The organism is Sphingobacterium thermophilum (assembly GCF_039541675.1).
Taxonomy (GTDB): domain Bacteria; phylum Bacteroidota; class Bacteroidia; order Sphingobacteriales; family Sphingobacteriaceae; genus Sphingobacterium; species Sphingobacterium thermophilum.
In genome coordinates this window covers 409,220-424,776 of record NZ_BAABGR010000015.1, presented here as the reverse complement: position 1 = coordinate 424,776, position 15,557 = coordinate 409,220, and the positions used below count along the sequence as shown (strand labels likewise).

Sequence of the window (15,557 nt, the reverse complement as noted above, 5' to 3'; positions counted from 1 at the left end):
CTGACTATCTAGGGTTTAGCTCAATACCAGCCAAGGCTGCTTCTTGAGGTATTTGAAACATTCTTCTATTGTCTTCAGGAGTAAGCTCTTCAAAAGTTTCTGTACCATCTGCGGCAATGAAATTGTGTTTTACCGTAATTCTATGACGCAAAATATCCATCCATCGAATACCTTCCAACAAGAAAACTTTTTTCTTTATATCTAGAAGAGCTTTTATCATTGCTTCCTTATCATCCTGCTCACCAGTAAATGCACGGGCCTTTTCTACGGTCAAACCATGGGTATTGATATTAAAATTGGTAATTCTTGAACGCGCAATAACATTCAAATCATCAATAGCTTTTTGATATTGACCTAGCTGAATGTACGCTTCGGCCCTGTTTATTAAGGCTTCATCCATGGTGAACAAAGGCATCATAATATATGGATAACCGATACCCGCGGCCACGTTTGTATAGTGGAAATATTCGTTGTATTTATTTGGTGTATAATGTGGCGCTCCCCAACTTCCTAACCGATTTTTGAAAGATGCACCAAACACTGTAGTTGCTGCCCATTCATTTTTCTTTGTCTCTCCAAAGCCATACAAACAGGTGCCATATCCTGAGCTTCGGTGATAAGTAGAATAACAGTTCGCCAACAACAGGTTGAAAGGTCTCTCCGCTTTAGTATATTCCTGACTGTGTTCAGCATATGTCAATGAGGCAAGATTACCTGTGTACTGTCTGATATTGTCGTAAAAATTGTTGTCAGGCAAAATAGCTGACACGTGAGATATCACCTTATCCCATTCTCCCGTAAACAGATAGAAGCGTGCAGCAAAGGCATGTGCTGCCTGCGGGTTGAAATGATATTTTGGTACTCTCCAAACTCCGCCCATCAACATTGGTAAACCTTCTTCCAGATCTTGACGAATTTTCTGGTAAGTAATATCTACGGTTTCACGGTCATATTTCGCCATTACCACTGTTTCAGGCTCTGTCACATAAGGGATACCAGGAGAGGTGTTCTGTTTTCCTATTTCATAAGCTTTCGAGAAAAGTGTCACCAACATAAAGTGGGCATAGGCGCGAGCTACTAATGCCTCTCCCTTATATTGGCGGATTTCACTCTCTTTGAAGTTTCCTAATTCAATAGCTTCCAATGCTTGGTTTGCAGCAGCAATAGCGGTATAACATCCATTCCAATATTGTACCGGCGTACTGTTTCCTGACCCTGTAGGATCTTTCCAAAAGTATAAATCAACCATAGGTTGGTTAACATGGCCTCCCTGTCCCGGACCCTTATCCTCAAAATTATCCGTATATGATTCCGTAAATATGTATGAATAGCCAGGATATGCCGAAACAAGAAGCTGTGCTACCTTATCCACCGTATTGATTTCGGTTCGCATATCCGGGTTTTTATCCAAAAACTTATCACATGAGCTAAATAGCGCCAAACTACATAGTGCTATAGCTCCCTTTATAAATATATTCTTCTTCATTGCTACCTTCATTAAAAACCTAACTTAAGTGAAAATGTATACTGCTTAGGAATAGGCATTGCTACCCCTCCATTGTTGAAAAACTCCGGATCTGCACCATTCAGTCTCTTATCCGCATAGATCAAAGCGATATTATTACCTACTAGGGATACCTGAGCACTGTTAAATCCGAAGCGACTCACTACTTTTTTAGGCAACATATAAGCCAAGGAGATGTTCTTCAGTCGGATAAAGTCCCCTTTTGCCACATTCTCGGTAGAATAGTTGTACGCGTTATATGGATAAATTGCATTTACAGTTCCACCATTTTCATCTTTAACCCCTGTACTTATACTCAAAGGATCCAAAAGTGATGGTATATTGGTATATTTTTCATCTCCAGGGACCATCCATCTATTGAACATATCTTTAGACATGGTGTACATATCAGAGTATGCTGAGGAGAAAGTCGGCTGTTTACGCACATAGTTACCCTGTGCAAAAGTGAACAGCACTGAAAGGCTCAAGTTTTTATAGCTAAACTTATTATAGAAACCTCCCGTCAAAAGTGGGTCTACAGGACCATGATATGTCAGATAATCAATAGTCTCGTCCTGCAATCTGATATAGGTGGTTTTCTTACCTGAGGTTCCAATAAATGTAGGGAATCCATACATAGGATCCAATCCATCAAAAGTTATAGAATATAATCCACGTTGAGGACCACCTTTTTTGATACCTCCTTCGGCTCTTACCATGGTCCAAATATTTGGATTAACTTCTAAGTTGGTAACCTCATTCTTGTTATATCCAAAGTTGAAAGAAGTTCTCCATGAGAAACCATCTGTATTTCTGAAAAGATTTCCTGCTACGGTGAGTTCCAATCCGCGCGCCTTCATGTCGGCATAGTTGGCACTCTTACGATATTGACCTCCAATACCGGAAGTAAGTATTGTACCTATAAGGTCAAACTGGTTTCTCTTATACCAATCTAGGGTTACATCAATCTTATTGAAAAGAGCCAAGTCTGTACCGATATTCAATTCATACATCTTCTCCCAAGTCAGCTCTGAGTTTGCTAGACTGGAAATGAAAATTCCCGGCTCCTTCTCGTTTTCATAAGGTCTATAAGTTATCTGGTTGTAGAATACGGCTGAAGAGTTTGTTGCATTCCCCATACTTGCCGTAAGTCCATAAGTAGCACGTATTGTAGCACCACTAATTACATTGCTTACCGACTCAAAGAATTTCTCTTGATCTATATGCCAAGCTCCAGACACGTTCCAAGTAGGCAACCATCTTGCCACTCTTGATCTACCCATCTTATTGGAGCCATCGTAACGACCTGTGACATTGACACTATATTTGTCGTTATACGAGTAGGCAGCTCTCAGCATCAAAGCTGCAAAGCGGTCATAGTTATACCCCATGCCGAAGTAAGGATCTCCTCCTTCTACCATTTTCTTGAAGAATCGATAGTTCGGGTTTACCAGACCTCCATTTTGATATTGATAGCCTATACCTTCGTATTCCGAATTTTGTCTATCTGTGTACCTTACTTCCACCGAACCGAACACATTTATTCTATGCTTTTCGCTATAGGTATCATCATATTCAAGATTTTGACGGAAGTAATAGTTTTTAATAGTATTATAATTAGTGTTAAAGAAACCTCCATCGTTCAACACGACTTGCGGAAGGCTATTTGGATCGTCCGGATCTTTATACAAGAAAATATTTCCATTGGCAATGGTAGCATCATAGTCGGCACGGAAAGCCTCCGCCATATTGGACCCTTCCAAAATATAATGTTGACGTGTGGTATTGGCATATCGATATGCCCCATCCACGGAATAAGTCAATTTATTCGGAAGAATTTTAAACTTAAATCCACCTTGCACTTTCAAATCCAACATATTTAATGTGAGATAATTTTTCTCCAATTCATTAAAGATATTGAAAGGTGCATAGTTACGGACAAAGTATTCTAGCTCTCCATTTTCATCATATGCCGTCATCATACGGCTGGTATTAAGAGCATATGAATAAGGGTTAATGTCGAAATCTCTTGAATAAGAGCCATATACTGGATCAGATTGGCGGGTTAGTGTACCTGGAGCTCTTTGATCACGGATAGAGCTATTTACCAACACTTCAGCCGACAATCTGTCGTTTATCTTGAAGTTATTTCTAAAGTTTCCAGTATATCTTTTCACATTATCTCCCAACGTCATTCCGTTATCTTTCATCAAAGACGTAGAGAAGTAAGACTGCGATCGGTCTGTACCGGACGTGATACTCAAAGAATGCTCCTGCAACAATGAGTTTTTAAACAACAAATCGAACCAGTCTGTGTTCGCATTAGCATATCTGGACAGGAAGTTCAGTTTATCTTCCTGTGTATTTTTCAACGAGAAAGTGTCGCTTGTAGGATCATAGTCATACAAAAGATTATACATCTTATAGAACACGCCACCATCTTTAGCTCTTGAAGCACCACTGTGTGTATAGTATCCCTTGTTTTGAAGTTCCAACAATACGGACATCTGCTCTGCCGAGTTCATGATGTCGAATTGGGAATACGTAGGTTTCAGATAGGTGGTTGCTGTTCCCGAATAATTAATATTAGGTCTACCTTCGGTATTGCGACCTCTTTTAGTATTTACTACGATAACGCCATTCATGGCACGAGCACCATACATGGCCGTTGCGGCAGCATCTTTCAAGATTGTGAAAGACTCGATATCATCAGGGTTTAAACCCGCTACCGACGAGCCAATCAAGGTGTTAGCATCTCCTGTTGAAAGAGCTTCATTTGATATGTTAACTACATCTTCTAGAATAATACCGTCAACAACCCATAATGGCTTGTTATCTCCGGACAACGATGTAGCTCCACGAACTCTCACTTTAGGAGCAGCACCAAACGTACCTGAAACGTTCTGAATGGATACACCTGCCACCTGTCCTTCCAGCATCCTAGTAATGTCCGGTACTCCTGAGCGCTCCGCATCTTTGGCATTCACCTTCGTAGCCGCTCCAGTAAACAGTTTTCTGTCCAGATTTTGATAACCTGTCGCCACTACCTGAACTTCCTCAATGCTAGCTTCTTCCGGAGAGAGTGCAATGCGGATATTATTTAAGTTAGAAATAGTGATACGTGCAGTTTTGAAACCCACGTGTCTAACTTCTAAAGTATTTCCTACGCTAGCTTGAATTTGGAACTTACCCTCTCTGTCGGTCATCGTGGCGTGTGATGTTCCTACAACGATTACCGAAGCATTCGACAGAGGAGCTCCTTTGTCATCCAATACTATCCCTGAAGCTCTGGTTTGCAGTGCCGTAACAGACGTATTGGAGGTTGGCAAACTGACAAGGATAGTGTTTGCCATGATTTTATAGTCAAATCCATGTTCTGCCACTAACTTTTTTAGGACATCCTCTAGTGGAGCATCTTTTACCACCACCGAGACACGTTGCACCTTAGCCAATACATCGTCGTTATACAAAAACTTGTATTGACTTTGTGCCGCTATGGATTTGAATACATCTTCTAGCTTAGCATTCTTGAAGTTTAGTGTAATCTGCTGGGCTAATGTATTTGCAAATACAAATTGCAAACCTGCCAACAGAACTAAAAAGACCATTTTCATAAGGATTAGAGCTTTTTTGAGACTGATGAACTTACCGTTCCGTTCTCGTAAAGAATTGCTTTTCATACATTCTTAAAGGTTTTGTAGTTAATTAGTTAGTAAAAATTAAGTTAATAACTCAAAAAAAGTACTAATAGGGGTCAGGTAGAGTTTTTTTTCATAATTCCATCATTTTAAGGTTAATAATTCTTTTAATAGTTATTAATAAAAAACAAATTGGCTGGGTTCATTATTATCCCATCTATTGGATGTTCAGCTGTTCGCCGATGATTTTGACATCCAACCCGGAAATGTATTCCAACATTTTGCGGACTTCCCGCAGCGGCACATCCCTTCTCAGTTCTCCTGAATAGGTGCTTCTTGACTTTGCCACTTCTTCTCCTATGATTACTTTCACGCCATACCAGTCTTCAATTTGTCTGGCAATACGCTGAATTGAATAGTTGTTGAAATAGAAAATATTGTTTTTCCACGCCAGATCTGCATCTAGGTTAGTCTTGGAGACCACAAACTCATTTTCATACCAAATCCCTGCAGTGTTAGGAGAAATTATTTTTTCTTGGTTAGCATTTTTCAATTTTACGCTTCCTTCGACAAGGGTTGTTTTGAACCTGTTGCCATAAGCATATACGTTGAACTTTGTTCCCAATACTTCCACTGTCCCGCTTTCACATTCGACATAGAATTTACTATCCTTATATTTGGCTACTTCAAGATATACCTCTCCGGACAGCAGCACAATCTTACGTTCGTTATTAGCCATATTTGTAGGAATTTTCAGGCGGGAGTTAGCATTCACCCACACTTTTGTTCCATCAAACATGGTAAACTGTATAATCTTCGCTTTAGGAACGATAAGCTCATAATAATCGGATTCTTCGGCCAGAACAGGAGCGGCTACGGCACTATCCTGTCCCGACACTATCTCTCCCTTGAGGTTGATTTTGAAGGAATCATCTAGGGATACCTTTTCTCCCGAAGAAGTGATGATGATAGCTCCCGTGGTTGCAGGCAGTATTTCACCTACTGCATCTTTAAGAATTTTACCCTCCACCAAGACGGCAACCTCCTGCTCTCTGATTTCGGACTGATAGCTTTTATAAAAATAAAAGGTGAGAGACGACAACAAAATAATCACACATGCTGCTGCGTACCACCATTTGCTGAAAGAAAATTTTCGGATTTTTCCCGTAAGAGAAGATTCAAAGCGATGCCATGCCTTGTCTGAGTCAAAGCTATTATATGACAGCAGTTCTTTCGTTAAATTTTCAGAAGAAGCAAGCTGCTCGAACAAAGCCTGATTTTTCACATCTTCGTTCATCCACTCTTCCAAAAATTTTTTCTCTTCTGCGGTATATGTCCCCTTGATATAGTTGGCTATAGCTTTAGCTATACGGCTATGATTTTGTTTCATTCAATAGTTAGAAACATTAAGGTTAGAAAAGGGTGACAAAAATTTCAAATTATTTTGAAAGGTATATCCAGAGCAAGAAGAAAAACAACTCAGGGTTTAGCTTGGATTTAAGGAAACGAAGTCCTCTCAATTTTTGGGTTTTTACGGTATTGATGCTCACCTGAAGCGTTTCGGCTATTTCTTTTAAGGACATTTCTTCTAAATAATGCATACGAAAAATCTGCTGGCATGCATCAGGCAGCTGATTAATCATAGCATTAATCTGAGAGAGCGCTTCCGCCTTAATCAGTGCGTTATCAAAATCTATTTCTACTAACTCGTTGAAAGGTTCCTTCTCATGATATTTCCTTTCAATATTATTTCGTCTATGCCAGTTATATATACTATTACGTACCGAAGAATACAAAAACGATTTTAGAACCTTCTCCTCTTGTACTACCGTGCCGTAATTTTTGTATAAAGCGATGAATGCATCTTGCACAAAATCCTCTGCCAGATTCTTATCACCGATTAAGGTGTAAGCAAAGTAGCATAAGTTTTTATAATATAATTCAAACAAAACCTTTACTTTTTCTCGTGTAGAGGACATTCCGCAGCCATATAATATTCTTGTGTCACAATTTCATTATAAAATTAGGCAAAAATCCGGCGAAAAGCACTAAAAAATTACACATACAGGCTTTGGAATTTCGATTTCTTGTAGTTTTTCTCCGACTTTCCCTTGCTGAAAAGGTAAAATAATCAGATTATTGGTATTTTGATTGGTGATAAAAACATGATTGCTACTAGGAGAAACATTCAAATTCCGAGGTGAGTCCCCCAAAACGGAAGTAATCTGACGTTTTTTGAGCTTACCGTCTTTCAATATTTCATATATACAAAGCACATTGGCTGTACCGCGATTGGTTGCCAGTACATAGCTACCGTCTTCAGTTATTTTGATGTCAGCGCCACCATGCTCTCCATCAAAGCCTGGACTATACAAGGGCAGAATTTGAACAGACTTCCATTCGTTTGCAGATTTTCGGAAGACCTGCACCTCCCCTGTCAATTCTAAGATGCTATAAAAAGTTTGCTGGTCTTTGGAAAAGGCCAGATGACGAGGCCCTCCACCGGCCTTAGTCGGTATTTCATGCCTTTTGACAAACTTATATTTTCCATCTCTCTGTTCTATCGAAAACACATAAATCTTGTCCGTCCCCAAGTCCGACACATATACTTCACTTCCATCCTTGGTGAAAAAGGCAGAGTGGATATGTGGGCCTTCTTGTCTTTTCTTGTCCGGTCCGGAGCCTTTAAACTGAAGGAAGTCATCCATGTGTGCTATACTTCCATCTTCATTCAATGAATAAAGACATAAAGAACCGCTGGAATAGTTGGAAACGACAGCAACCGGAATGACCGGACTTAAAGCCACATGACAGGGATGCATACCTTCTGTACTATATTGGTTTAGCAAAATTCCTTTTTCCAAATCATAGGCACTTAGCTGACCTTGTGTATCCTCATTAACCGCGTAAAGAATGTTACCCTTCCTTGCCAGAAAGGAAGGATTACTCATCACTATGGTAGAAGACAGAATGGCTTGTCCCGTCTTTTCATCGAAATCGAAAATATAAACGCCTTTGCTATCGCTATTAGACGTATAGGTTCCTACATACATTTTGGTATGCTGCGCATAGGTAGCATAAGGTGATCCCCCTAACATTAGGGATAACAATACGAAAAAATTGGCTATGGTTTTCATAAACTCGTTAAAAATCGTTAAATGCCTAATTAGGTTAAAGCAAAACATTATATTAGCGGGTGAATGCGTACAACATTCATACCGCAAAAATTATCTGACTGCATTATTCGTTGAAAAATAATGCTTTTATGAATTATTCTGATATTTTTGTACCATAAATTTGACAGATAAGTTGATGAAAAAATTTTTAGGAATACTGTTTATTCTTACTGCATACCTTAATACATTATCGGCACAGGAGAAGTTGGTGGATCGCGTCATTGCTACTGTAGGCAATGCGCATATTTTACAGTCTGACTTAGAAATAGAATACACCCAGTATCTTGCTTATGGCAACAAGCCTGACGACAAAGTGAAGTGTTATATCCTTCAACAGTTATTGACACAGAAGCTTTTAGCACAACAGGCAGCCATAGACTCCATAGAAGTTTCGGAAAGTGAGATAGACGACCAGCTGAACTACCGTATCCGCACCATGATACAACGTGCAGGAGGTAAGGAACGTCTGGAAGAGTTCCTCAACCGTTCTATTCTTCAGCACAAGGAGGAGATGCGTCCTATGGTGGCCGAACAGATGCGAGGCAATAAGATGCAACAGCAGATCATCTCAAAAGTGGACGTAACACCGGAAGAGGTGAAACGCTATTTCAACAGTCTAAATCCGGACAGTCTTCCTTACTTCAATACCGAAATTGAGTATGCACAGCTTGTCATCAACCCTGTATTGACTAAAGAGGAGAAAGAACAGTTTAGAAAAAGAGCCGAAACTTATCGCCAGCAGGTACTCAACGGATCCGACTTCGGCACTATAGCCCGTCTGTATTCTGAAGATCCGGGATCATCACCACATGGAGGTGAACTAGGTTTCGGAACACGTGAAACATGGGTGAAAGAATTCTCCGCACAGGCTTTCCGCCTGAAAAAAGGAGAAATATCTCCTGTCTTTGAAACACAGTTCGGATTTCACTTCTTACAGGTCTTAGAGAGACGTGGTGAAGAAGTCAATGTTCGACATGTATTGATCAAAAAACAACCTACATACGAGTCGTTGAACAGAGCAAAGGCCAAAATAGACAGTATTGCTAACCTTATTAAGACAAAGAAACTTACCTTCAATCAGGCAGCATCCATCTATTCGGATGACCAAAACACAAAATACAATGGCGGGGTTGTAACCAACGAAGATCGTTCAACGCTGATACCTATGGATCAGCTCGACGATGTTGCTGTCTTCAATGCCATAGACAAACTAAAAGAAGGAGAGATCTCTGAGCCTGTGCTATACACAGACAAAAGATTAGGTGAACAATCCTACCGTATCTATTACCTACGCTCTAGAATTCCTCCTCATAAGGCTAGCTTGGAACAGGATTTCGCCAAAATTAAAGAGGCGGCACGCCAAGATAAAGTCAACAGAACGTTGAACAAATGGTTTGAAAGTCGTAGGGAAACCACCTATATCGATATCAATCCTGACTTCCTATCCTGTGATGAGCTGAAGATCTGGACAAAACCGATGAAAGACAATTAATACTCAAACTGTAACTCCTATACACGAAAAAGGGCTTGAAAATTTCAAGCCCTTTTTATGCTATTGGTCGACGTGATATCTTATCTTTCAAACAGCATTTCTAAGATAATACGCCATTGATAATCTTCTTTCAATTCCCAGATGCGGATATAATTAAATTTTAAGGCTTTATCCTTAGTGTAAACCGTTGCCATTCCTTGAGAATAAGCAAATTCGCCACTGTAGGCTCTCCCTACGGTTACAGGCTCGGTAACGATATCTATGCGTTGCTTTTTGATAAAGTTCAACACATTGTTTTTTCCTTCGATTTCGGCTTGCCAAGGGTAGTAGAATCGCACCTCATCGGCGAGGAATTCGCGATAAGCAGCTTCGGTATCAGACTTTGTCACCGTACCCATGAGCTTGTCCGTAGACATGACAATATCCTCACGCTGTTTAAGCCTTGCTTCCGAACGATGCTTCAGATAATTTGAGTTGTCAGGTTCGTGGAAATACAGTTCCTTAGGCTTATGTTTTCCATAGTTTTCTACTTCTGCACGCAAGTCCACTTTCCATTCTCCTTTTTTGCCTCTTTTCCAGACGATAAGGTACTGACCATTACGTTTGACAGCCCCCACCTTCTGGAACTGCATGCTTCCCGAAGTTACTCCGAAATCCAGACTTTTGGAGACTATGGCGAAATTAGGCTCCCAAGTCATCACATCTGCCAAGTTCGGGCGGTTGTTAAGATAATTATATGCATTTACCGCTGAAGGGACATAGAATGTCGAGGTTTTATCTATAATAGATAGCAATGCAGCATGTGGCGATTGTGTTTTAGATAGGGTTGCTGCAGCACGGTCGGCCATGATAAGCCCCCCAACCTTTTCAGGTAGCTGTGCGAAAGTGACTTGTGAAACCAACAAGCCGCAAGCAAGAGATACATGTTTTAGAATAGTTGAATACTCCATTTAATTCCGTTTGCTATCTTCTAATCAAATCTTATTCCAAATCGTCCCTTCTTTGCTATCCTTTAACTGAATTCCTATTGCCGCCAGCTCGTTACGTATTCTATCTGAAGTGGCGTAATCTTTATTTTGTTTTGCTTCGTTTCGCAGTTTGATAATTAAGTCCATGAGTTTTTCCACACTTTCGCTATCCGCCCCTAACTGGTCGTCACGCAACCCAAGAATATCGAACACGAAATCATTCATCAACTGTTTAATGCTGTTCAATGTATTTTCATCAGCCTGCTGTTTACCATCATAAATGGAATTGATTAATCGTACCACTTCAAACAGTTCCGCAATCAGTACAGGAGAGTTAAAATCATCATCCATGGCGGCATAGCAGCGTGTTCTGAGCTCTTCAAGATTTATATCTATGTTAGACTGTTTTGCAGGCACTATCTTATCCAGCAAAGCTATAGCATTCATCAGTCGTCTGTAACCCTTCTCAGCGGCATCCAACGCCTCGTTGGAGAAGTCTAACGTGCTTCTGTAATGGGCCTGCAGCATGAAAAAGCGTACAGCCATCGGTGAGTAACCTTTCTTCAGCAGAGGATGATCTCCGGTGAAAAGCTCTCTTGGCAGGAAGCCATTTCCGGCGGACTTAGACATACGGGCCCCATTTACGGTAAGCATATTAGTATGCATCCAGTATTTGGCCGGCGTAGTGTGGTTACATGCTTGCGACTGAGCGATCTCATTAGTATGATGTGTGGCGGCAAGGTCCATACCACCGCCATGAATATCAAACTGGTCACCTAAATATTTACGACTCATCGCCGAACATTCAATATGCCACCCCGGAAAACCTACACTCCATGGTGAAGGCCAACGCATGATATGCTCCGGCTTAGCCTTGATCCACAACGCAAAATCCAGTCGTCCTCTCTTCTCATCCTGCCCGCCAAGCTCACGTGTATTGTTGAGGAGTTCTTCCAGATTGCGATTGGTAAGAATAGTATAGTTGTGCTCTTTAGTGTATTTCTCTACATCAAAATACACGGTACCGTTTACCTCATAGGCATAGCCGTTGGCAATGATCTGCTTCACCATCTCTATCTGTTCGATGATGTGTCCCGTAGCAGTAGGCTCTATACTTGGTGGTAAGGTATTGAAAAGGCGCAACACATCATGGAATCCTATGGTGTACTTCTGCACGATCTCCATAGGCTCCAACTGCTCCAGCTTTGCCTTTTTGGCAAATTTGTCGTCGCCCTCATCATTATCTCCCTCTAAGTGTCCTGCATCGGTGATATTACGCACATAACGTACCTTATATCCCAGATGACGAAGATACCTGAATATCAAATCAAACGAAACAAAAGTTCTACAGTTTCCAAGATGTACATCACTATAAACAGTGGGACCACACACATACATCCCCACCATGTTGGGATGTATAGGTTCAAATTTTTCTTTCTTACGGGTGAGTGTATTGTAAACTACTAAATTATGTTGCATATAGAACTTTAGTTAATTTGACCGCGGAAATTATTTTTGTCTGAAATAAATCTGAATAGGAACCCCTGTAAAACCAAAGTTTTCGCGCAATTTATTTTCAATAAAACGCTTATAAGGATCCTTGATATACTGAGGCAAGTTACAGAAAAAGGCGAACATAGGCGTCTTTCCTGGCAACTGCGTAGCATACTTAATCTTTATATATTTTCCTTTCAATGCCGGTGGCGGATAATTTTCGATAATATCCAGCATCACTTCATTGAGTTTGGAAGTAGGGATTTTCTTCGTTTTATTTCTATACACCTCCATCGCGGTTTCTACCACTTTGAAGATACGTTGTTTTTCTACCACAGATGTGAAGATAATAGGCACGTCGGTGAAAGGAGCTATCCTTTCTCTGATTTGTGCTTCGAAAGCCTTCATTGTCTTATGGTCTTTCTCGATAAGGTCCCACTTGTTGACAACGATCATCACTCCTTTTCTGTTTTTCTCAGCAAGATGGAAAATATTAATATCCTGCGCTTCCACCCCTTCCTGTGCATCCAGCATCAAAATCACCACATCCGAATCTTCTAACGCCCGGATGGTACGCATCACCGAATAGAATTCGATATCCTCACTCACCTTTTTCTTACGACGAAGTCCTGCGGTATCGATAAGAATAAATTCATGACCAAACTTATTGTAGTGAATCTTGATCGTATCACGTGTAGTACCGGCAATATCCGTAACAATGTTACGCTCTTCTCCTAGCAGGGCATTGGTCATAGATGACTTGCCCACGTTAGGTCTTCCGACGATGGTGATTTTCGGAAGCGGGTCTTCCTCTTCATCTTCTATAGGCTCCGGAAAGTGCGACACTACCGTATCCAACAGTTCTCCCGTTCCCGAACCGGTGACAGAAGAAACATTATACACCTCTCCCAAACCAAAAGCATAAAACTCCGAAGAGTCGTAATGCAGCTTTGCATGGTCTACCTTGTTGGCTACCACATATACAGGCTTAGAAGTGCGTCGCAACAAATCTGCGATTTCCATATCCAAATCTGTAATGCCGGTCAATACATCGACCATAAAAATTATTACTGAAGCCTCTTCGATTGCGATAAGAACCTGATCACGGATGGCTTTTTCGAAAATATCATCCGAGCCGTGCACAAAACCGCCCGTATCTACTACGGTGAACTTTTTACCCACCCACTCGGCGGTTTCATAATGACGATCTCTTGTTACGCCACTAAAATCATCTACGATAGCTTTTCTACTTTCTGTAAGACGATTGAATAAAGTCGATTTACCTACGTTAGGACGACCTACAATTGCAACTATGTTTGCCATACTTAAATATAAAATTTTAACTCGCGCGTTACCCTCTCGGCAACTTATTTCAAAAATGAAATATAGGTCACAAAGTTACATAAAATACGCGGCATTCTATGGACAGAATTTTACGTAGAACAAAAAGGGCGCCACTGGCGCCCTAAACTTTACTTTAATCAAACACAACAACAAACGGAGTTTATCCGTCTAAATTTTACTGATAAGACTGCCCATACGCTCTTTACAGAATGCTTCGCCAGCTTTATGTGAAAAACTACAACAAATCTTCAAAATAAAGGCAAGATGATTATCTTGCCTTTTGGGATTATGCGAAAGGAGTTAATCGTTCTGCTTCAAAACTCCATTACTCAATGTAATCTGTTGTTCCGGAATATATTCCACAATAACATTGGATGTGGCCGGAATGGTTAAGTAAGAGTTTTGATTGGCTATATGGGTTCCGGGATACATTCTGTTCAACGTCTTTCCATTACGGAACACATCAAACTTGCGATGACCTTCCCATGCCAATTCTAATTTTCTTTCTTCCAGCACCACATCCAATGCTGACTTGCCACTTAGGTTAGCTGTTGTCCATAATCCTGCTGTAGGGATGCCTGCTCTTTTGCGGATGATATTGACGTCATCCAAAGCTTCTTGGATTTTGTTCAATTTGGCATTTGCCTCAGCACGTATTAAATACAGCTCTGCCAACCTCGAAATTACAGGGGACCACAGGTGAGCCTGACCTTCCTGTCCCGAACATTTCAAGATATAATATTTCGGATATCCGTTGCGGGCATCCAGCTTCTTATCTATCAATACTGTACGTTCTTTCCCTCCTATATTGATGAAATACTCAAAACTTCCAGCGCCGTTAGACCTCTTGATCAAAGTCTTTGACGTTCCATTCTCTGTATAGGTATAATCTGTACCGGACTGGCTTACGACAATACTTTCATATTTATAGTCGTCGTTGACATAATAAGCATGAAGTTCGTTCTCATTAACTACCACCGGCTTGATGAAAGAATAGCGTACATCTTCTGGATATTTGCGCACCTCTTCTAAATAGGAACGCGAAGCATACATCTCTCCCCACCCTGAGCCATCGATATTAGCATACATAGACCCAATAGTGTACCAACCATCAGAAGCATAGTCTACGTCTTTCACAAATTTGATGGCAAATATTGTTTCCGGATTATTTTCTGGTGCTGCTGTCGCAATTTTGGTATAATCAGCCGTAGAAAGCAAAGCAAATTTTCCGGAATTGATTACCTTATTGGCATATTCTATAGCCTTTTCATTATCACCCTTATACAGATAGAGTCGGGCTAATAATGCCTGAGCAGCATACACATTACCATAGATGTTACCTTTATAGGCTGTGAAAAGCTTTTCGGCGCGTAAGAGATCCTGTTCTATAGCGTCATACACTTCCTTAACGGTATTTCTGGCCTTTATCTCAAAAGGATTGTCTTGCGGCTGAAGAGGCACTGCCAAGTTAGTTTCCGGATTTTGATTATATGGTCTTCCGAAAACATTTGCCAGATAGAAATACATCAAGCTGCGCAAATACAGATTTTCGGCAATAATCTGGTCGGTGGCAGCGTCCGTTCCTTCTTTCACTACCTCCAACACAGCATTTGTCCCTGCAATAATCTTGTAGGAATTAGACCAATAGTTGTTTACACGGGAATTGGTCACCAAACGTTGATAGTTGTAGTTATAAAAGAGGTTATCCGTAGTAGATCCACTCAACGATACGTTGTCCGAAGGATATTCAGTAACACGGTGCCAGTTTTCCACCCAACTTTTCAGGGTGTGATAATTTCCTAGGCTGAGTGCTTCCAACGCTCCCGGAGTATTTTCTATTGACTCATTGGTCAAGGCCGTATAAGGAGCTCTATCCAACGAACAGGCGTTCAACGTAAAGGCTCCAAGAATACCATATATTGCAATTTTCGATAATTTCAT

At 40.7% G+C, this 15,557-nt stretch carries 10 protein-coding genes; 1 reads left to right on the top strand and 9 read right to left on the bottom strand.

From position 1 onward, the window contains the following. Positions 1-4: 4 nt before the first annotated feature. The 5 genes from ABD873_RS07755 to ABD873_RS07735 form a co-directional block, all read right to left on the bottom strand. Positions 5-1,486, bottom strand: a complete 1,482-nt coding sequence (locus tag ABD873_RS07755) for a RagB/SusD family nutrient uptake outer membrane protein (RefSeq protein WP_345066882.1) — start codon at positions 1,484-1,486, stop codon at positions 5-7. Between the two features lie 11 nt (positions 1,487-1,497). Next, complete coding sequence (locus ABD873_RS07750) at positions 1,498-5,184, bottom strand: SusC/RagA family TonB-linked outer membrane protein (protein WP_345066880.1); 3,687 nt, start codon at positions 5,182-5,184, stop codon at positions 1,498-1,500. A 175-nt stretch (positions 5,185-5,359) separates the two neighbouring features. Further along, a complete protein-coding gene (locus ABD873_RS07745) occupies positions 5,360-6,532 on the bottom strand; it encodes a FecR family protein (protein WP_345066878.1) in 1,173 nt (390 codons plus the stop codon). Positions 6,533-6,581: 49 nt separating this feature from the next. Next, complete coding sequence (locus ABD873_RS07740; RefSeq protein WP_345066876.1) at positions 6,582-7,121, bottom strand: RNA polymerase sigma factor; 540 nt, start codon at positions 7,119-7,121, stop codon at positions 6,582-6,584. A 69-nt stretch (positions 7,122-7,190) separates the two neighbouring features. Next, positions 7,191-8,279 (bottom strand): lactonase family protein, encoded by a 1,089-nt coding sequence (locus ABD873_RS07735; RefSeq protein WP_345066873.1) that lies wholly within the window; start codon positions 8,277-8,279, stop codon positions 7,191-7,193. Between the two features lie 175 nt (positions 8,280-8,454). On the opposite strand from ABD873_RS07735, the gene ABD873_RS07730 reads away from it, so the two are divergent. Continuing rightward, positions 8,455-9,810: a peptidylprolyl isomerase gene (locus ABD873_RS07730; protein WP_345066868.1), complete on the top strand. Its 1,356-nt coding sequence runs from the start codon at positions 8,455-8,457 to the stop codon at positions 9,808-9,810. A gap of 80 nt (positions 9,811-9,890) precedes the next feature. On the opposite strand, the gene ABD873_RS07725 is transcribed toward ABD873_RS07730, so the two are convergent. The 4 genes from ABD873_RS07725 to ABD873_RS07710 all read right to left on the bottom strand — a co-directional run bounded on the left by ABD873_RS07725 (position 9,891) and on the right by ABD873_RS07710 (position 15,557). Continuing rightward, positions 9,891-10,760 carry a nuclear transport factor 2 family protein gene (locus ABD873_RS07725; protein WP_039053714.1) on the bottom strand — a complete coding sequence of 290 codons (870 nt, stop codon included), beginning with the start codon at positions 10,758-10,760 and terminating at the stop codon, positions 9,891-9,893. Between the two features lie 24 nt (positions 10,761-10,784). Then, positions 10,785-12,257, bottom strand: a complete 1,473-nt coding sequence (cysS, locus tag ABD873_RS07720) for a cysteine--tRNA ligase (RefSeq protein WP_345066865.1) — start codon at positions 12,255-12,257, stop codon at positions 10,785-10,787. A 30-nt stretch (positions 12,258-12,287) separates the two neighbouring features. Continuing rightward, positions 12,288-13,595: a ribosome biogenesis GTPase Der gene (gene der / locus ABD873_RS07715; RefSeq protein WP_345066862.1), complete on the bottom strand. Its 1,308-nt coding sequence runs from the start codon at positions 13,593-13,595 to the stop codon at positions 12,288-12,290. A gap of 321 nt (positions 13,596-13,916) precedes the next feature. Next, positions 13,917-15,557: a RagB/SusD family nutrient uptake outer membrane protein gene (locus ABD873_RS07710; RefSeq protein ID WP_039054579.1), complete on the bottom strand. Its 1,641-nt coding sequence runs from the start codon at positions 15,555-15,557 to the stop codon at positions 13,917-13,919.